This window comes from Acinetobacter sp. 24-47-66 (assembly GCF_056779755.1).
Map to the genome: position 1 here is coordinate 418,144 of NZ_JBWYIL010000001.1, position 17,017 is coordinate 435,160.

Here is a 17,017-nt window from a genome sequence, read left to right on the forward strand (position 1 = left end):
TTTATACTATTTATATTTTAACTCTACATTAAGTCAAATTTGATATCATGTATTTTATTGAAAATTACTTAAATGAACTTTATTCCTCATTCAATAAATTATTTAATCCGCACATTGTAAAATGATTGAAAAAAGTTAAAGTTATAATGTCCTCACAATCCCGTTTCCTCTGTATCGGTGGCTTCCTAAACGGAACTCAAGTCAAAGACCAAGGCGACAGCTTTGTTTGTATGACCAATGGAAAGAATGAAACTTATACGAAGAAGGTTATTTTCCATCAAGAGGCATGGGATCATGACTACTATGTGTTTGAAAACATCACCGACCAACAAGCAAAAGAGTGGGTGTTTCAAAAATACGGCGAAACCGTCATTTACCGAAAAAGAAAGCCCATGAAAAAGCCCCGTAATCATTAAATTAACGGGGCTAGTCGTACCACTCACGTGATACTCATATAAGGCTCATCTCATACTGCCTGCATTAAAACATATTCACACAGATTCGTCATGCTGAATCGAATATAAATTCAAATTGACTACTGCGAAAATCTTACAAGCACGTAACCATAAATAAAACAGACAGCAACAATCTAGAAAGGTGAAATAAATAGAATAAGCAAAAAATGAACACAGCATGAATATAATGAAAACGCTACTCACATTAAGTTTAATCAGACTATCGCTCATTGCATGTTCAAGCGTGGAGATTAAAAATTATGATTCAGAAGAAGATGCACGTTATCAGAAATATAAAGATGAAACAGTAAACATGTCTGAATACGATAAACAGCGCTATTACAATCAGCACCACCTAGGTGTAGTCGAGTCAGATCGAGTTCGCGAATCAATTCGAGAACAAAGAAGAAAACAATCGCAATAAACCAACAGTGCAGTACAAATAAATGTACTGCCTATAAATCATTGAAAAATTACATTTCAATAGCTGAATAAAGCATAATTCTTTGTGAAAATTGATTAAAATTAAAACATTAGGGAAATAGAATGAATTTTGAAGTTGATGCCTTTGGCACCATCGTGATTGCCGTATTTTTTCTATTTATTGGGCGATACCTTGTCAACCGAGTCCAATTCTTTAAAAACTACAATTTACCTGAACCTGTGATTGGCGGTTTAGTCGCAGCAATTACAGCATTCATCTTATTTAAATTCTTTAATATTAGTGCCACCTTTGATGCGCAAATTCAAAGCATTTTAATGCTGATGTTCTTTACCTCTGTGGGCTTAGGTGCAGATTTTGTTAAATTAAAAGATGGCGGGAAAGCCCTATTTATATTTTTGTTCTGTGTGATCGGATTTGTGATCGTTCAAAATATTGTTGGGGTGAGTTTAGCGACGGTTTTAGGCTTAGATCCTCTTATTGGTTTAATTGTGGGTTCAATCACCTTAACGGGTGGTCATGGCACGGCAGGTGCATGGGGGCAAGTGCTTGAAACCCAGCATGGCATTCAAGGTGCTATTGTATTGGGTATGGCAAGTGCAACCTTTGGTCTGATTATTGGTGGTATTGTTGGTGGTCCAGTTGCTAAATTTTTAATTAAACGTCATCAATTGGCTGACAAAATTGAAAATGAGCAAAACGAATCACAATTAGATGATCAGTTAAAATCTGCACCATTTGAATATCCAAAAAAGACACGATTAATTACTGCAAGTAATGCGGTTTCGACCCTTGGTATGTTTGCACTTTGTATATTCACGGCAAACTTAATGACAGATTTTAGTCAGGGTAAATGGTTTGAGCTTCCAACCTTTGTTTGGGCGCTAGGTTCAGGTGTGATTTTGAGAAATCTGCTTGAACATGTATTCAAAGTAAATATCTTTGATCGTGCGATTGACGTGTTTGGAAATGCATCTTTATCGCTCTATTTATCTATGGCATTGTTATCACTACAACTGTGGTTATTAGCAGATTTGGCAGGACCGTTAGTCACGATTCTGATTGTGCAAATGCTGGTATTGATTTTATACACTGCTTTTGTGACATTTAAGGTGATGGGGAGCAACTACGATGCTGCAGTTTTATCAGCAGGTCATTGTGGTTTTGGTATGGGTGCGACGCCAACGGCTATTGCCAATATTCAAGCAGTAACCAATACCTATGGTCCTTCACACAAAGCATTCTTACTCATTCCACTGACTGGTGCATTTTTCATTGATATTGTAAATGCGATAGTGATCCAGCTCTCCATTGGGATATTGGGATAGAGCAAGTTTAAAAAAACCGCCTTAAAGGCGGTTTTTTACTTATGGAGACTTATATATGCAGTTGAGATTCGATCATCGGCCAAATATTTTGATGTGACTGTTTGAACATCATCATGTGTCCGATTGCTTTATGTCCCAGCTCTTTAGGTTTGAGTTCGATCGCTTCGGTAGGTGCATTAGGGTATAAACGAAGTAAATCCTGAACATTTGCTTCAGTTGCAATCTCATCATCACTTGCCCAAATGGCTGTGACAGGAATTCGTATCTCTTTGTGATAGTCTTGATCTAGGGTAACCGTTTTCCCAATCGCATTAATAACATAGCCAGGTTGACTACAAAATTGAGCCCAGTCACGTGCAACATCTTTCGGTAGATTTTCCCCCATACCAATGGCTTGGGTAGGGCCGTAACCGAGCGTCATACGTGCGAGAGGAAAAATACCTTTAAACATCACAGGGGCAAGTAGTTTCGTACGACCTTTGAGCCCTTTTACATGCCCAGTCGAACCTGCAATTACAACGACTTTTGCAACTTTATCATGGTTGGGGGTAATCCCAATGAGTTGTCCGCCAGCGCTGTGACCGACAAGAATAACTTGCTTGGCATGGGTGAGTTGTAAGAGTTGATCAATTGCAGCGGGAATATCCAACTGCCCCCATTGCACAATACTTGCTTTGGATTGCTTCAATGGGCCATAAAGAGAAGCACCAATACCACTAAAATCAAACACCATTACGGCATAGCCTTGTTGGTTAAGCCATTCGCAAAATCGATGATAAAACTTTTGAGTAATTCCAGTGGCAGGGCACACCAAGACAGGAAGACGCTTTGAATGCTCGGCAGGAAAAAAGGTAGCAGCAAGTTCGTATTGATCCTGACGAATAATTTTAATTTTTTGCATAATTTAAACTGTGCAAGTATCCGTAATCAAAATACTTTACCGCAGTTCTAAAAGATCAAACCAACAAATGATGACTGTTGCGTTTGTGAAATGACTGTTCAGTCGTGAAAGCAACCTGTTTCAAGAAGTGCCGATGATAATGGAAAGTATTCCTGCTGCAATTAAAGGTCCAACAGGGACACCACGTAAAATAGCCACACCTGCTACAGTACCAATCAGAAGTCCAGCGACAATATTTGGCTGATTCGCCATAAGCGTTACGCCACGACCACCTAGCCATGCCACCAATAAACCGATTCCAATGGCTAAAATTGAGTTTAAGCTCAAGAATGACTTGAGGATATCTTTACCCGGAATGGTGCCACTGGCAATTGGCGTGAGTACGCCAATGGTGAGGATAATAATGCCGATATTTAAACCATGCTGTTGAAGCAATGGAAAATACACGTTTAAAGGGGTGATACGAAAAACAATAAGTACTGCGACTGCAATTGTGACAGCTGTATTTTGACTGAATATTCCACATGCCAATAAAATGATTAGAACGATTAAATTGAGGTCTAATTGAGACATAAAGAAGATCCAGTGCTTATCAGGACAGTACTTGAAAGTTATAATAGTTTAACTGATTTAAAGTCTGCATTCAGATGGCATCCTTTAAATTTCAACGAATATTGTAAGTAATGGAAGTGATTCATGGTTCTGGAAAAAATGTTACAGTCTCAAGGCTTTGGATCACGAAAATATTGTCAACAATTAATTAAAGCTGGTGCAGTGGTCATTGATGGTACTGTGATCACGGACCCGAAATATAAACTGAAGCTTCAAGGTCTTAGCTTCCACGTGTATAACGATGAATATACTTATCGTGAAAAAGTTTATATAGCACTCAATAAACCTGTAGGCTATGAATGCTCGCATCAAGCGACGCATCACTTCAGCGTGTTTGAATTAATCGATGACATATTGTTGCAAAGGGGAGTGCAAACAGTCGGACGTTTAGATCAAGACACGACTGGTATATTGTTACTTACAGATGATGGACAATTTCTGCAAGCGCTGACTCATCCTAAAAAACATGTTCCTAAAGTTTATCAAATGCATACAGCAGATCCAGTCACTGAGCAGCAAATCATTCAATTGGGTCAAGGTGTAGAGCTTCGCAATGAAACAGGATTGTTTCAAGCAACAGATATTCAACTCATAAGCAATCAACACCTACAATTTACAGTGCATCAAGGCGTTTATCATCAAGTAAAGCGTATGGTTGCTGCTGTGGGAAATCGTGTTGAATCATTGCATCGACTGCAAATTGGACAATTAAAATTAGATCAGCTTGCTGAAGGTGAATATTGCTATCTCACTGAACAGCAAATACTCGCCGCAAAAAATCAAAGTCCTGATGCTCAACTCCTTGAGATTTAAATCATCAATGCTAAAGACTCTATTCTCAAGACGATATGTTATGTAATGCCTTAAGATAGAAAGCAATGATAGGTTTGGAATTCATTGTCTTTGACGAAGCCCATCTTTTCGTAAAGTTGGTGAGATTGAAAGTTACTTCGTTGCGTCTCTAATGAAATTCGACTGGCTTTTTCGGATTGTGCAAACAAAATTGCAGTGTCAATGAGTTGTTTAGCTGAACCTTGTCTTCTATAAATTGGAGTGACATATACATCATCTAAAATGTAGTAGCTTGAACAAGCATGGGACGAAAAACCTAAATAAAGAATCACGAACCCAGTGATTACATCATTTTTGATGTGAATAAAAATAACACTTTGTTGGTTTTCGAATCGCTGTTTTAGAAAATCATAGGATTGTTGAATATTGGATGATGCACCATAAAACTGTCGGTATTCATCAAAAAGTACAGCGAGTTGATTGAGATCTTCTGTTGTGGCTTTCCGTACTATCACTGTTGAGCTCTCCTCAGATCATTATTTTTAATGTTGTTATGATGAAGAGCTAAACATATTTGCGCAGGGCGCTGTAAATTAAATTGTTTAAAAATACGACAAAGTTAACTTATGTCAAAAATTAATCTTTATCGCTTTCACCCAAAAGTGCATTCAATTCTGCAAAAAAATCGTCGTCATCTAAACTCGAAGTTGTAGTGTTGGAATCTTGTTGTTCTTGCTTAAGCTTTTTGAGTTTCAACAATTGATCCATGTTGATCGTTTGATTTTCGATTGCAAAAGGAATGGACTTTGTCAGTACAACTTGTTTGAAAAATAAACGCACTGCTTGCGCTGGTGTAATCCCCAATTGCTTAAAAACTGCAAAGGCTTGTTTTTTTTCTTGTGAGTCAAGTCGAACTTGATAAACTTCTGTTTTTCTCATGAATTAAAACCAAACGACTCTAAATTTAAGTGCTTATTTTAATCTAAGTAAATGTAATTTCAATGTCTGAACGTGAAAATTATATAAATTTGTCATTACAATGAATCTACAATGTCAGTGTTTGCATGCTTTTAAAGTGCATTTCAATATTTAATATCGGATCAATAAATTGAAGCTCATCAGCAAGTAATTGCAACGGAGCACTGAAATCATCCTCAGCTTTATGCGCGATTACCGGATAAAAAGGATCATTTTTGATTGGAATATTGAGTGCATTGAGGTGAACGCGAAGTTGATGTTGCTTACCAGTCAGCGGTTTCAAAATATATCGTCCCCACTGTGAGTTGTGTTCTATCAGGTCAATTTGAGTGACAGAATTGGTAACGCCTTCACATACTTTCATTATATAAAATGGATTTCCCTTTTCTATGCGCAATTCAACTGTTCGTGGAAAGACTAAGTCTTTTGAGTAAGGTGCGATGGCTTGATATGTTTTGGATACTTTACGATCTGCAAAAAGTTGTTGATATACTCCGCGACTTTCAACTTTTTTTGAAAATAAAACAACACCTGCTGTTTCGCGGTCTAAACGATGAATCGGAGTGAGATGAGGATTATCAGTGAACTGCTTTAATCTCACCAATAAGGTTTCTTGAACATATTGACCTGTCGGACTCATGGTTAAAAAATGAGGTTTATCCACCACGAGCAGATCATCGTTTTCGTATAAAATCTTTTCCTTAAATGGAACATGAATTTCGTCTGCTAAAAAACGATAATAAAATATATGAGAATTGGGTTGATACGCCGAGTTGATGGAAAGTTTGTTGCCATCTGTATTATAAATAAGACCATCTTGAAAGCGTTGTTGCCATTCCAGTGCGTCTATATGAGAAAAGGCTTGAATGAGAAAATCATAAATCGTGATCGGGGAGATTTGTAGATTTGGAAGAAATACTTTGCTGGCTGTTACACCATTGATCATCGGTGGCGTAAAACTTGGGGCACTTTCTGAATTTGATTTTGACATAACAAGACAACAGAATAAAAAAATGATCAGATGAATGAGTTTTTGAACAAGTCTAGATAGGCACTGTTCAGGAGCATGCTATTATACCTCTTCAACAGATGTCTAATGTGATCCAGATGCAATATTCTTTTCAACTCAACTTAAATGATGAAGCAGATACTCAAAAATTAGCTGCATGTTTAGGGCAGTGTATTGAAAAGGGTGTCATATACCTCATTGGAGATTTGGGTGCGGGTAAAACCACCCTGACGCGTTATTGGCTGCAAAATTTAGGTCATCGTGGTGCGGTTAAAAGCCCGACTTATACACTGGTTGAACCCTATAAAATCAATCAGCAGGATGTCTTTCATTTTGATTTGTATCGTTTGAATGATCCTTATGAACTTGAGTTGATGGGTCTTCGTGATTATCTGGATATTGCTGATGCGCTATTCTTGTTTGAATGGCCCTCTAAAGGTGGTGACGAAATTCCAGAAGCAGATGTTATCTTGAATATTGAGAAATCTGATGATGAGTCAGTGCGTCATGTCACGATTTCTTCAAATGATGAAGCTTTACTCGCAAAATTAAAGACACAGTTTTAAATAAATCTATGGCGCATGATCTTAGCTTGAATCGAATTCAAACCTTATCTCCTGCATTAGCAAACCAAATTGCTGCGGGAGAGGTAATTGAACGTCCTGCATCAGTGGTGAAGGAACTTCTAGAAAACTCCATTGATGCAGGTGCGACTGAATTAATCATTCGAGTCGAACAAGGCGGTAGTACGCTGATTGAGATTATCGATAATGGCAAAGGGATTCATCCTGAGGATCTTCCGCTTGCGGTCATGCGTCATGCGACCAGTAAAATTCAAACTGCTGAAGATTTACATGCAATTGTGAGCTTAGGTTTTCGCGGAGAAGCCTTGGCTTCCATTGCTGCTGTTTCGCGCTTGACCTTGACCAGTAGTCGTGATGATTCAGGAATTGGTTATCAGGTCGAAGTAAACGGCACGGCCTTTGATCATCAAGAGATTCAAGCTGTTGCTACTCAGCAAGGCACACACATACGTGTACAAGATTTATTTTTTAATGTGCCAGCAAGACGAAAGTTTTTAAAAAAGCCAAATACGGAATTTGGTCACATTGAAGAAATCGTACGGCGCTTAGCCTTAACGCATTTCGATATTCGGATTGTGCTGGAACATAATGGTGCTATTCGTTTAAATTTGCCTGTCGCAGACAGTGGTCAACTCAGATTTCAACGTGTACAGCAGCTTTTAGGTCGACAATTTACTGAAAATGCGTATTGGATCGATGCTGATAGTGTCAATATGCGCTTATCAGGATGGTTAGGTCATCCTTCTGATGCTCGAGCACAAAGTGATTTGCAGTATGTGTACGTGAATGGTCGTATCGTAAAAGATAAAACAATCTCTCATGCTTTGCGAATGGCCTATGATGGCATCTTGCATGGGCATCAACATGCAGCTTATTTGTTGTTCTTAGAAGTTGATCCTGAATTTATTGATGTGAATGTGCATCCGACTAAACATGAAATTCGATTTTTGAATCAACGTGAAGTACACGAATTTGTACGTCATTTTGCCAAAGAAACTTTGTCGCAATTTCAAACTGCGACTGCGGATTTAGCCCAGGCTTTAAAGCTTGATCAAGATGTCATCGCACCATCAGTACAGTTACCACGTTATCAAGAGCAATTTAATCTGCATCAAAATGCTCCAGCATCGCCCCCTATGTCCCAGACGTTGCAGGAATCGAGTCATGAGGGGTATTTAACAGATTTTAGTGTTAAACAGCCTCAGTCAGTTCAATATAGTGCGCCGAGCCAGCCTTATTCAAATTCTAATATCAGTAATGCACTCAAGTCTTATTTGGCACCTTTGAAAGAAACGTCATCTAATTTTGAAGTTCCTCATGATGCTGAGATGGAATCAACATCGTCTAGAGTTGATGAGTTCCCCTTGGGGATTGCAATTGCACAACTTCATGGAATTTATATTCTGGCGCAAAATTCTGAAGGTTTGATCATTGTGGATATGCATGCTGCGCATGAGCGAATCTTGTTGCAGCAAATGAAATCTGCTTGGGATAAACCTGAATTTTGGACATCACAGCAGTTGCTGATTCCAAAAGTGATTTCAATTACACGCATGCAAGCCACGCGTATCGAAGACCTTAAGCCTCAGTTGGCGCGGCTTGGTTTAGAAATTGATCAATATGGCGATGAGCAAGTGATAGTGCGAGGTGTGCCTGCTATTTTGCACAAAGCTGATTTTAATGCATTAATCCCAGAACTTTTGAATGATCTTGATCCCAATGATGAGGCCAGTGCTTTACAACAAAAAAGAGACCATATCTTGGCAGGGATGGCATGTCATGGCGCAGTGCGTGCGCATCGAATGTTAAGTATTTCTGAAATGAATGCACTGTTGAGGCAGATGGAACAAACTGAGTTTGCAAGTCAATGTAATCATGGACGACCGACTTGGAGAGCTTTTCCACTTAGTCAATTAGATAAATTATTTGCTCGAGGAGAGTAATTATACATGTCAAATCAAATGCCAGTCATCAACTTAATGGGGCCGACTGCGAGTGGGAAAACTGCTTTGGCATGCGAGCTATATGAGCGCGGTAATTTTGAAATTGTTTCAGTGGATTCTGCGTTAATCTATAAGGACATGGATATCGGTTCGGCAAAGCCATCAAAAGAAGAGCAGGAACGATATCCACATCACTTGATTGATATTATTACACCACTCGAGGTTTATTCGGCAGCTCAATTCGTTGAAGATGCATCGCTGCTGATTGATGAAATACATTCACGCGGTAAGACCCCAATTTTGGTGGGTGGGACGATGTTGTACTACAAAGCACTGTTGGAAGGCTTGGCAACGAATCTCCCTAATGCTGATGAAAAGGTACGTCAACAAATTGAAAATGAAGCCATGGCATTGGGTTGGGAGAACGTCTACGAAGAGTTAAAACGTGTCGATCCTATGGCAGGTGAGAAGTTTAAAGTGAGTGATCGTCAACGCATTATACGCGCGCTAGAGGTCTATCGTCTCACAGGTCGACCTATCACTGAGCTTCAAGCTGAACAGCCTAAAAAACAGCCATATCGTTACAATTTTCATAATTATGCGCTATTACCTGATCGTGTAGAATTACACAAAAGAATTGAACTGCGCCTAAAAATAATGTGGGATATCGGTTTTTTAAATGAGGTGGAGCACCTGATTGAAAAATACGATTTAAACGATAATTTGCCATCGGCGAGATCTGTTGGATATCGCCAAGCTTTAGATTTCCTTAGAAATAGTGATAGAAGTCTCAAATCTAAGCAAGATATGGAAGACAAGTGTTTGTTTGCAACACGACAACTGGCTAAACGTCAATACACTTGGTTACGTTCTTTGCAAGAAGCGCACAGTTTTCAAACTTTTTTGACGATAAAGCAAGCTCAAGAAGACTTGCGAAACTTATATGGATAAAGCAAAATTTACTCACTATCTTTTTTATAAATTTTAATTGAAAAATAAAGATAGTTTTTTTGCGCTGATTTTATTTTTTGGAGTATAACATGTCTAAAGGTCAAACTTTACAAGATCCGTTCTTAAACTCTCTCCGTAAGGAACGTATTCCAGTTTCAATCTTTTTAGTCAACGGTATTAAATTACAAGGTCATATCGAATCATTTGACCAATACGTTGTATTATTAAAAAACACGGTAAGCCAAATGGTTTACAAACACGCTATTTCAACAGTTGTACCTGCACGTAATCCACGTCCTGCTGGTGCTCCTGCAGGCGCTCCTGCTGGTGCTCAAGGCGGCTTCGGTGGTCAACAAGGTGGCTTCGGTGGTCAAGGTGGCTTCGGTGGTCAAGGCGGCTTCGGTGGTCAAGGTGGCTTTGGCGGTCAAGGTGGCTTTGGCGGTCAAGGTGGCTTCGGTGGCGGTCAAGGTTTTGGCGGTCAAGGTTTTGGCGGTCAAGGTGGCTTCGGTGGTCAAGGTGGCTTTGGTGCGACTTCTACACCAAACTTTGATGGCGAAACAAAATTTGATGATGCTCAAGAAGACGATAACAATCGTTAATTTTTGAGTAATCAAAAAGGCACCTGATGAAGGTGCCTTTTTTTATATGAACAGCCTAAAAATTAAAATTAAAGCCCCCATAGTGGAGGCTCTCAATTAAGAAAAAATTAGTTTTGGTTGGGTTGTTTAATTTCAACGTATGTACTTGCGCGAAGCTCTCTTAACCAGCCATCTAACTCTGCATCAAATTGACGGTCACCAAGAATTTGGCGCGCTATGCGTTTTTGCTGTTCCTGAGTCATGTCTTGCTGACGTGCATCAGTAACTTGCAAAATATGCCAACCAAACTGTGTTTCAAAAGGTTCACTGACTTCGCCAATTTTCGCAGTCTGCATTTTTTGATCAAACTCTGGCACCATCATACCTGGTGAAACCCAACCTAAGCTACCACCATCACGTGCAGAACCTGGATCATTAGAATAAGTTGCAGCAAGGACTGCAAAATCATCACCTGCCTTTACACGGCTATAGATACTGTCAATAGTGTGTTTGGCATTTTCAGGACTCACCACTTCAGAAGTCTTAATCAGAATATGGCGAGTTTGGTATTGTGGCACAATTGTCTTTTTCTGATTTGACTTGCGCTCTAAGAGTTTCAACAAGTGGATGCCATCTCGAGCCTGAATTAAATCAGTAGTATTGCCTGGTGAAACTAAAGCGATACTCGATGCAAGTTCTTCTGGAATATCTGCGATTGAGCGCGAGCCCATATCTGCACCTTCAACTTTAATTGTAGATGTAGAAAATTGTTTCTGTATCGCATCTACATCATTCGAAGCTTGAAGTGCATCTTGAACTTGTTGCGCGACTTGAGTGAGTTCTTGTTGAGAGGCTTCACCAGAAATTCTGAAGTGAATCACGTGAGCTTGAGTACCCACAGCAGCTTGACCTTCCGGTGATTTGAGGAAGTTTTCAACATCTTGGTCGCTGATTTTGATGCGTGACATCACTTGTTGTTGACGTAAGCGCTGAATAGCAAGATCATCAGCGACTTTAGCACGTAGGTTTTCATAAGTGCCTGGAGCCATACGGTCAAGCTTTTGCTGGAAGTCTTCTAGGCTATTACTGTTCGACTGGCGAGCAACATTAAGTACAGCATCATTTAAAGTTTTTTCATCAACTTGAATGCCATAGCGTTTTACTTGTTCAAGTTGCGCATTTTGGATGATAAGTTTATTCAGAGCTTGATTTTCAAGTACCTGAAGTGGTGGTACATCCTGTTTTTGAGCTTTAAGCTGATGTTGTAGCTCAGCGACACCTTGTGCAATGTCACTTTTTAAAATGGCGCTTTTGCCAACAATAGCAACGATTTGATCTGATGGGTTTGCATAACTTGACACTGATGCAGAAATAACAAGTGCTAACGCTGAAGCTTTAAAGAGTTGTTTTAAATTTTGCATCTTCATTAATTCGTCCAATTTTGTTTAACTTTATCGAAACCCAAGATTCGATTTTCCAGTAAAGAGCTTAACTTACTGTTTAAGCCACCAAGTCCTTTAAGTGTAAACTCTGCCATTACAGCACGTTTTTGTTTGGTGTCTGGTGCATTAACATCATCTAAGTCATTGTAATAAGAGCGACCATAGACCGAAACACCCCAGCAGCACGACTCATAATTAATACCTAAAAGGTACTCGCGTGCAACACTGTTGTCTAGATCATATTGCATATGACCCATCAAATTCCAATTACCTTTCACAGGTTGTATAAAGGATGCTGTAACTTGGTCATAGTGGTCTTGACGATCTTCAAGTCGCTTACGATTAAAATAACCAAAGTTGTATAGGTTACCTTGATCACCTGTGTAATACACTTGTAGATCACGTTGAGCATTATCTCCGTTAGACATCCACATTGAGTTTGCATTCACAGTAAAGTTCTGAGAAAGCTGGCTGGCAATGCTGATCACAGGACCAGTTTGACGCTCAGTATTAAATGGGTCATTTTGACTATTATTCAAAGTCACCTTACGGTCTTCAAAATAGTAACTTTGTCCGATGCTGGCACGTAAACGTTCTAATCCGATAGTATCAAAGAGGCTGTAACTTACCCCGAGTGATAAGAAGTTATTATCTTCTAGGCGGTCATGACCGTAAAAGCGACGTGGATTAAAGAGTTGATCGTAATTCAGGGACGCTGCGGTTGAGTCAAAGTTTGGTGAACTGTTTTGATTTCTATGTGGTGCATAAGCATAGAATGCACGTGGTGTGATGGTTTGTAAGAATTTTCCATCTTTTTCAAAGATAAGACCAGCATCTAAAGTAAACTCTGGAACTATAACTGCATTGTCTTTGGTATTTTTTCTTTGTTCTTCGGTGATACGATCAATCGTATTTTGATCAAAGAAGGTATTTATAGAGCGAACTGATGCTTGAGGTATAAAGAATGACCATTGATTGCGGAAATTATATCGAGCAGAAAACTCATTATAAAGACGTGTACCACTTGGTTGATAAATGGTGTCCATATTTGAGTTGTCTGAAGCATTTAAGTCATTAATATCTTTTTGGAAATATGCTGTATCGTTATTAAATTCATATTCCAGTCCTTGCGGATTACCAGTGATATAATTGACGAGCAATTGCGGTAGTCGTGCATAGGGGCGATCAACATCATCAACATCAGGGTCTAGCGTCTGGAAGTCTTCAACTTTGAGTTGCGCGCGTAACCCTGGAATTCCATTCGCGTAATTAAGATCCCAAGCGCGGCGTTGGTTTAACTCCGTTCTTGTATTCGGATTGCTGTCTAGATCGGCAAAGAAGTCTTTATCAGAAACATAGTTGTATTCTAAATTGGTCATCCATTGGTCATTGATTTTCCAATTATGCAAGAGGTGTAAATCTTTACGATCTTCATCATCATATTTACGATCTTGTGCTAAATAACCACCCCAAATACGACCTCCACCATATTGTTCAGTCAGATATCTGAACTCACCCTCAGCCATCAATCCACGGCCGCCAATGAAACGTGGAGTTATAGTCGCATCATAATTGGGTGCTAAATTGAGATAAATTGGCGCCTCAAGTTCTAAACCACCATCGTTGGTATAACCAAAACCTGGGTTTAATAAGCCAGTGGTACGACGATCATCAATAGGGAAATTGAAATATGGCACAGCCAGCACTGGTGTGTTTTTAATATATAGTTTAGTGCCTTTGGTCACGCCACGCCCAGTGTCTTGATTTAACTCAATCGAATTGGCTTGAATCTTCCATGTTGGGCTTTGCTCAGGTGGACACGTGCTATAAGTTGCATTCTGAAGGAGTAAAATATTGGGTGAGGTGCGCTCAATATTTTCTGCACGACCATGCCCATGTGTCGCTTCTGAAATATAAAAGCTGTTATTGAGGCGTCCCGTTTGGGTTTTTAAATTGTAGTCAATTTGATCACTTTGAGCCAATAAACCCGCTTGTGCCAACTGTACATTGCCAGAAGCTTTGGCATGGGTTTGAGTGTTGTCAATTTTAATCTTATCTGCACGAACCATACGACCTTGCTGATCGATGATGACATTGCCTTCTAATTCTGAATCACCATTTGGATTGTAATATGCACGATCAGCGGTGATGATCGATGTTGCTTGCTCAGGATCAACTGCTTTAGTATCAGGGCTGATAGGTGTCAACCAAGTTTGAGCACAAAATTTCGAGCTTGGGGAGAACGTGCTACGTTGTTGCGCTTCGGCTGAATTTTTATTGACATAATATTGATCAAAGAAGCGCTGACCAGGGTAGCTTTCTTTAATTGCAGTTTGAAGTGCTTGATTGTCCACCTCAGTTGTACTGTCTTTAGAGTCGGCATAACTTGAGACTGTGCTACCACACAATAAGGTTAAAATAGCAGTCGCCAAAGGGCTGAAAGTAAACTGATGCTTCATTTATATCATTAACCAAGTATGCAAATTGCAATTAATTATTGTCGCATCATAGAGAAAAAACGGATTAGTGGCTACACTTAGCACTTTAAATATTCAGCCTGTACTAGAATTTATAGCAAATGAATACACAACGTGAACAATTGATACATACGTGGGTGCAATCTGTACTTCAATCAGAGCAGTTCGAAATAAAATATTTAGCAGGCGATGCCAGTTTCCGTCGCTATGCGCGAATCACCTTGAATAATAAATCATTTATGTTAATGGATGCACCTCCAGAAAAAGAAGATTGTGTACCTTTTGTGACGATTGATGAATTCTTTGATCGTCATGGTGTTCGTGTTCCACATATTGTTGCAAAGGATTTAGAGCAAGGGTTGTTGCTTCTTGAAGATTTTGGGGATGAGCTTTTAGCGAACCATTTAAACAATGACACGGTAGATCAGCATTATTTACAGAGTTTTAAACAACTCATTCAATTACAGTCTATTCATGGTGTGGATCAGTTTCCAGAATATAGTTACGAAAAATTAATCAGTGAAATGGAGTTATTCACAGATTGGTTGCTTCCATCACTAAATATTCGATTAAATGCTGATGAACAAGGTTTGATTAAGCGTACTTTTGCGATATTGGCAAATGTGGCTTTAGCTCAACCACAAGTGATTGTTCATCGAGACTTTCACAGTCGTAATCTCATGTTGTTGAATGATGAACAAGAACAAGGCGTAATTGATTTTCAAGATGCGGTAATCGGTGCGGATACCTACGACTTGATTTCAATTACACGTGATGCATACGTGCAATGGCCTCCAGCACGTGTAAAACAATGGTTTAAAACCTTCTATGAATTATTACCAGATGATTCAAAAATTGATCGTGATTTAGAGCGCTTCATTAAAGATGCTGACTTCATGGCGATTCAACGCCATTTAAAGATTTTAGGTATTTTTGTGCGATTGTTTGAACGTGATGGAAAGTCGGGCTATTTAAAAGACCTGCCTCGTGTCATGTGGTATTTACTCGAAGAGTCGAAGCCTTACGCTGAACTCACTCCATTTATTCAATGGGTTGAAGATAAAGTGCTTCATGCATTTGAAGCCAAGTATGGTCACTATGAGGTAGTAGCTGCATGAAAGCCATGATTTTAGCAGCCGGTCTGGGTAACCGTATGCGTCCCTTGACGCTTTATAAACCAAAGCCACTGTTGGAAGTGGGTGGAAAGCCTTTAATTGTATGGCATATTGAAAAACTAAAGTCGATTGGTGTTAGTGAAATTATTATTAATTCGGCATGGCTGGCCGACAAATTGATCGGTGCTTTAGGCGATGGTTCTCAGTTTGGTGTGAACATTCGCTGGACGCGTGAAGATGAGGGTTTGGAAACAGCTGGTGGAATCATCAATGCTTTGCCGTTGTTGGGTGAAGAACCATTTATTCTCGTCAATGGGGATGTGTGGACTCAGTTTGATTTTGCTCAGTTGCTTGAGCTTGATTTACAAGAAGATCTAGCACACTTGGTACTTGTACCAAATCCGCTACAACATCCTCAAGGTGATTTCACACTATTAGATGGTCGTGCTTATACTTTTGAGCAAGAAAAAGAGGGCGAAAATCTGACTTATAGTGGTATTGCGGTGATTCATCCTCGTTTATTTCAAGGTCTAGAATGGGGCAAGCGTCCTTTAGCACCTTTGCTTAAAGATGCTATGCACAACCACAGAATTTCTGCTGCAAAAATGGCAGAAACGTGGGTGGATGTGGGTACTCCAGAAAGGTTGATGCAGTTGGATCAGCAAATTCGAGAAGGACAATTTAACTAACTGAGTATTCACTAAGCGTTAAATAGTGTTCCACGATGCATAAAACGGTATACTTTGATTAATTTTATTGAGATGTTTACTGTTTATGCATCCTTTTTTTCATGAGTTACAACAAGGTAGTCAAAAACTAGGTTTATCACTCACTGGTGAGGCGTTGAGTTTATTATTAAAATATCAAGATGCGCTTGTATTGTGGAATAAGGCGTACAACTTGACCGCGATTCGTGATCCTAAAGAAATGTTAGTTAAGCATTTATTGGATAGCCTCAGCATCTTGAAAGACTTGCCTCAAGGGCGATTGCTTGATATCGGTACCGGTGGTGGTATGCCGGGGATGATCATCGCGCTATGTCAACCTGAGCGAAGCTGTGTGCTTCTGGATTCGAATGGAAAAAAAATTCGTTTTCTCAAACAGTTTATTGCTGATCTAAAACTAAAAAATGTTGTGGCAGTTCAAACTCGAGTAGAGAATGAAGAGAGTATTAATGAACTGGGTAAATTCGATGTAATTACCAGTCGTGCTTTCGCCTCACTGACAGATTTTATTACTGCTTCTCGTCCTTTTATGCATGAAAACAGTGTTATTGCTTCTATGAAAGGTTTAATTCCTGCTGAGGAAATTGAAAACCATAAAGATGAGTTGAGTTGCGAAATTATTGAGCTTCACGTTCCTCGTTTAGATGAACAACGTCATTTATTGCTACTTAAACAAATTTAAAAA

Annotated in this window: 18 protein-coding genes; 11 read left to right on the forward strand and 7 right to left on the reverse strand. The window is 39.3% G+C overall.

The window, feature by feature from the left end:
• Positions 1 to 146 precede the first annotated feature (146 nt).
• The 3 genes from AC1M84_RS01955 to gltS all read left to right on the forward strand — a co-directional run bounded on the left by AC1M84_RS01955 (position 147) and on the right by gltS (position 2,225).
• A complete protein-coding gene (locus tag AC1M84_RS01955) occupies positions 147 to 416 on the forward strand; it encodes a hypothetical protein (protein WP_481594315.1) in 270 nt (89 codons plus the stop codon).
• A 217-nt stretch (positions 417 to 633) separates the two neighbouring features.
• A complete protein-coding gene (locus AC1M84_RS01960) occupies positions 634 to 879 on the forward strand; it encodes a hypothetical protein (protein ID WP_481594316.1) in 246 nt (81 codons plus the stop codon).
• Between the two features lie 122 nt (positions 880 to 1,001).
• Positions 1,002 to 2,225 (forward strand): sodium/glutamate symporter, encoded by a 1,224-nt coding sequence (gene gltS, locus AC1M84_RS01965; RefSeq protein WP_180027662.1) that lies wholly within the window; start codon positions 1,002 to 1,004, stop codon positions 2,223 to 2,225.
• 49 nt (positions 2,226 to 2,274) lie between these two features.
• On the opposite strand, the gene AC1M84_RS01970 is transcribed toward gltS, so the two are convergent.
• Both AC1M84_RS01970 and AC1M84_RS01975 read right to left on the reverse strand, forming a co-directional pair.
• Entirely contained in the window at positions 2,275 to 3,126 is an 852-nt protein-coding gene (locus tag AC1M84_RS01970; protein ID WP_481594317.1) for an alpha/beta hydrolase family protein, read from the reverse strand.
• 120 nt (positions 3,127 to 3,246) lie between these two features.
• Positions 3,247 to 3,699 (reverse strand): DUF441 domain-containing protein, encoded by a 453-nt coding sequence (locus AC1M84_RS01975; RefSeq protein WP_481594318.1) that lies wholly within the window; start codon positions 3,697 to 3,699, stop codon positions 3,247 to 3,249.
• A gap of 123 nt (positions 3,700 to 3,822) precedes the next feature.
• Here AC1M84_RS01975 and AC1M84_RS01980 point away from each other — a divergent pair, with 123 nt between their 5' ends.
• On the forward strand, positions 3,823 to 4,551 hold the full coding sequence (locus AC1M84_RS01980) for a pseudouridine synthase (RefSeq protein WP_481594319.1): 729 nt from the start codon (positions 3,823 to 3,825) through the stop codon (positions 4,549 to 4,551).
• 50 nt (positions 4,552 to 4,601) lie between these two features.
• On the opposite strand, the gene AC1M84_RS01985 is transcribed toward AC1M84_RS01980, so the two are convergent.
• The 3 genes from AC1M84_RS01985 to AC1M84_RS01995 all read right to left on the reverse strand — a co-directional run bounded on the left by AC1M84_RS01985 (position 4,602) and on the right by AC1M84_RS01995 (position 6,499).
• On the reverse strand, positions 4,602 to 5,045 hold the full coding sequence (locus tag AC1M84_RS01985) for a GNAT family N-acetyltransferase (RefSeq protein ID WP_035264628.1): 444 nt from the start codon (positions 5,043 to 5,045) through the stop codon (positions 4,602 to 4,604).
• 121 nt (positions 5,046 to 5,166) lie between these two features.
• Positions 5,167 to 5,469: a type II toxin-antitoxin system RelB/DinJ family antitoxin gene (locus AC1M84_RS01990; protein WP_092766206.1), complete on the reverse strand. Its 303-nt coding sequence runs from the start codon at positions 5,467 to 5,469 to the stop codon at positions 5,167 to 5,169.
• A gap of 106 nt (positions 5,470 to 5,575) precedes the next feature.
• Entirely contained in the window at positions 5,576 to 6,499 is a 924-nt protein-coding gene (locus AC1M84_RS01995) for an RluA family pseudouridine synthase (protein ID WP_481594320.1), read from the reverse strand.
• A 116-nt stretch (positions 6,500 to 6,615) separates the two neighbouring features.
• On the opposite strand from AC1M84_RS01995, the gene tsaE reads away from it, so the two are divergent.
• The 4 genes from tsaE (at position 6,616) to hfq (ending at position 10,594) form a co-directional block, all read left to right on the forward strand.
• The gene (tsaE, locus tag AC1M84_RS02000) at positions 6,616 to 7,083 is read left to right on the forward strand and encodes a tRNA (adenosine(37)-N6)-threonylcarbamoyltransferase complex ATPase subunit type 1 TsaE (protein ID WP_481592995.1); all 468 of its coding nucleotides are present in this window, start codon (positions 6,616 to 6,618) and stop codon (positions 7,081 to 7,083) included.
• A gap of 8 nt (positions 7,084 to 7,091) precedes the next feature.
• Positions 7,092 to 9,044, forward strand: coding sequence for a DNA mismatch repair endonuclease MutL (gene mutL, locus AC1M84_RS02005; protein ID WP_180027668.1), 1,953 nt, complete (start codon positions 7,092 to 7,094; stop codon positions 9,042 to 9,044).
• A 6-nt stretch (positions 9,045 to 9,050) separates the two neighbouring features.
• Entirely contained in the window at positions 9,051 to 9,995 is a 945-nt protein-coding gene (gene miaA, locus AC1M84_RS02010; RefSeq protein ID WP_481594321.1) for a tRNA (adenosine(37)-N6)-dimethylallyltransferase MiaA, read from the forward strand.
• A gap of 89 nt (positions 9,996 to 10,084) precedes the next feature.
• Positions 10,085 to 10,594, forward strand: a complete 510-nt coding sequence (hfq, locus tag AC1M84_RS02015) for an RNA chaperone Hfq (RefSeq protein WP_481594322.1) — start codon at positions 10,085 to 10,087, stop codon at positions 10,592 to 10,594.
• Between the two features lie 107 nt (positions 10,595 to 10,701).
• Here the strand turns inward: hfq and AC1M84_RS02020 are convergent, their stop codons facing one another.
• Positions 10,702 to 12,000, reverse strand: a complete 1,299-nt coding sequence (locus AC1M84_RS02020) for a peptidylprolyl isomerase (protein ID WP_481591162.1) — start codon at positions 11,998 to 12,000, stop codon at positions 10,702 to 10,704.
• Positions 12,000 to 14,474 carry an LPS-assembly protein LptD gene (locus AC1M84_RS02025; protein WP_092766270.1) on the reverse strand — a complete coding sequence of 825 codons (2,475 nt, stop codon included), beginning with the start codon at positions 14,472 to 14,474 and terminating at the stop codon, positions 12,000 to 12,002. The genes AC1M84_RS02020 and AC1M84_RS02025 overlap by 1 nt, the downstream gene beginning before the upstream one ends.
• A 119-nt stretch (positions 14,475 to 14,593) precedes the next feature.
• On the opposite strand from AC1M84_RS02025, the gene AC1M84_RS02030 reads away from it, so the two are divergent.
• From AC1M84_RS02030 to rsmG, 3 genes are all read left to right on the forward strand, one after another.
• Positions 14,594 to 15,610, forward strand: coding sequence for an aminoglycoside phosphotransferase family protein (locus tag AC1M84_RS02030; protein WP_481593000.1), 1,017 nt, complete (start codon positions 14,594 to 14,596; stop codon positions 15,608 to 15,610).
• Positions 15,607 to 16,296 carry an N-acetylmuramate alpha-1-phosphate uridylyltransferase MurU gene (murU, locus tag AC1M84_RS02035; RefSeq protein ID WP_481593001.1) on the forward strand — a complete coding sequence of 230 codons (690 nt, stop codon included), beginning with the start codon at positions 15,607 to 15,609 and terminating at the stop codon, positions 16,294 to 16,296. The genes AC1M84_RS02030 and murU overlap by 4 nt, the downstream gene beginning before the upstream one ends.
• A gap of 85 nt (positions 16,297 to 16,381) precedes the next feature.
• Positions 16,382 to 17,014 (forward strand): 16S rRNA (guanine(527)-N(7))-methyltransferase RsmG, encoded by a 633-nt coding sequence (gene rsmG / locus AC1M84_RS02040; RefSeq protein ID WP_481593002.1) that lies wholly within the window; start codon positions 16,382 to 16,384, stop codon positions 17,012 to 17,014.
• Positions 17,015 to 17,017: the final 3 nt, after the last annotated feature.

Coding starts and splice junctions, on each gene's coding strand:
- AC1M84_RS01955 (WP_481594315.1), top strand. CDS start 147: ATGTCCTCACAATCCCGTTTCCTCTGTATCGGTGGCTTCCTAAACGGA.
- AC1M84_RS01960 (WP_481594316.1), top strand. CDS start 634: ATGAATATAATGAAAACGCTACTCACATTAAGTTTAATCAGACTATCG.
- gltS (WP_180027662.1), top strand. CDS start 1,002: ATGAATTTTGAAGTTGATGCCTTTGGCACCATCGTGATTGCCGTATTT.
- AC1M84_RS01970 (WP_481594317.1), bottom strand. CDS start 3,126: ATGCAAAAAATTAAAATTATTCGTCAGGATCAATACGAACTTGCTGCT.
- AC1M84_RS01975 (WP_481594318.1), bottom strand. CDS start 3,699: ATGTCTCAATTAGACCTCAATTTAATCGTTCTAATCATTTTATTGGCA.
- AC1M84_RS01980 (WP_481594319.1), top strand. CDS start 3,823: ATGGTTCTGGAAAAAATGTTACAGTCTCAAGGCTTTGGATCACGAAAA.
- AC1M84_RS01990 (WP_092766206.1), bottom strand. CDS start 5,469: ATGAGAAAAACAGAAGTTTATCAAGTTCGACTTGACTCACAAGAAAAA.
- AC1M84_RS01995 (WP_481594320.1), bottom strand. CDS start 6,499: ATGTCAAAATCAAATTCAGAAAGTGCCCCAAGTTTTACGCCACCGATG.
- tsaE (WP_481592995.1), top strand. CDS start 6,616: ATGCAATATTCTTTTCAACTCAACTTAAATGATGAAGCAGATACTCAA.
- mutL (WP_180027668.1), top strand. CDS start 7,092: ATGGCGCATGATCTTAGCTTGAATCGAATTCAAACCTTATCTCCTGCA.
- miaA (WP_481594321.1), top strand. CDS start 9,051: ATGTCAAATCAAATGCCAGTCATCAACTTAATGGGGCCGACTGCGAGT.
- hfq (WP_481594322.1), top strand. CDS start 10,085: ATGTCTAAAGGTCAAACTTTACAAGATCCGTTCTTAAACTCTCTCCGT.
- AC1M84_RS02020 (WP_481591162.1), bottom strand. CDS start 12,000: ATGAAGATGCAAAATTTAAAACAACTCTTTAAAGCTTCAGCGTTAGCA.
- AC1M84_RS02025 (WP_092766270.1), bottom strand. CDS start 14,474: ATGAAGCATCAGTTTACTTTCAGCCCTTTGGCGACTGCTATTTTAACC.
- AC1M84_RS02030 (WP_481593000.1), top strand. CDS start 14,594: ATGAATACACAACGTGAACAATTGATACATACGTGGGTGCAATCTGTA.
- murU (WP_481593001.1), top strand. CDS start 15,607: ATGAAAGCCATGATTTTAGCAGCCGGTCTGGGTAACCGTATGCGTCCC.
- rsmG (WP_481593002.1), top strand. CDS start 16,382: ATGCATCCTTTTTTTCATGAGTTACAACAAGGTAGTCAAAAACTAGGT.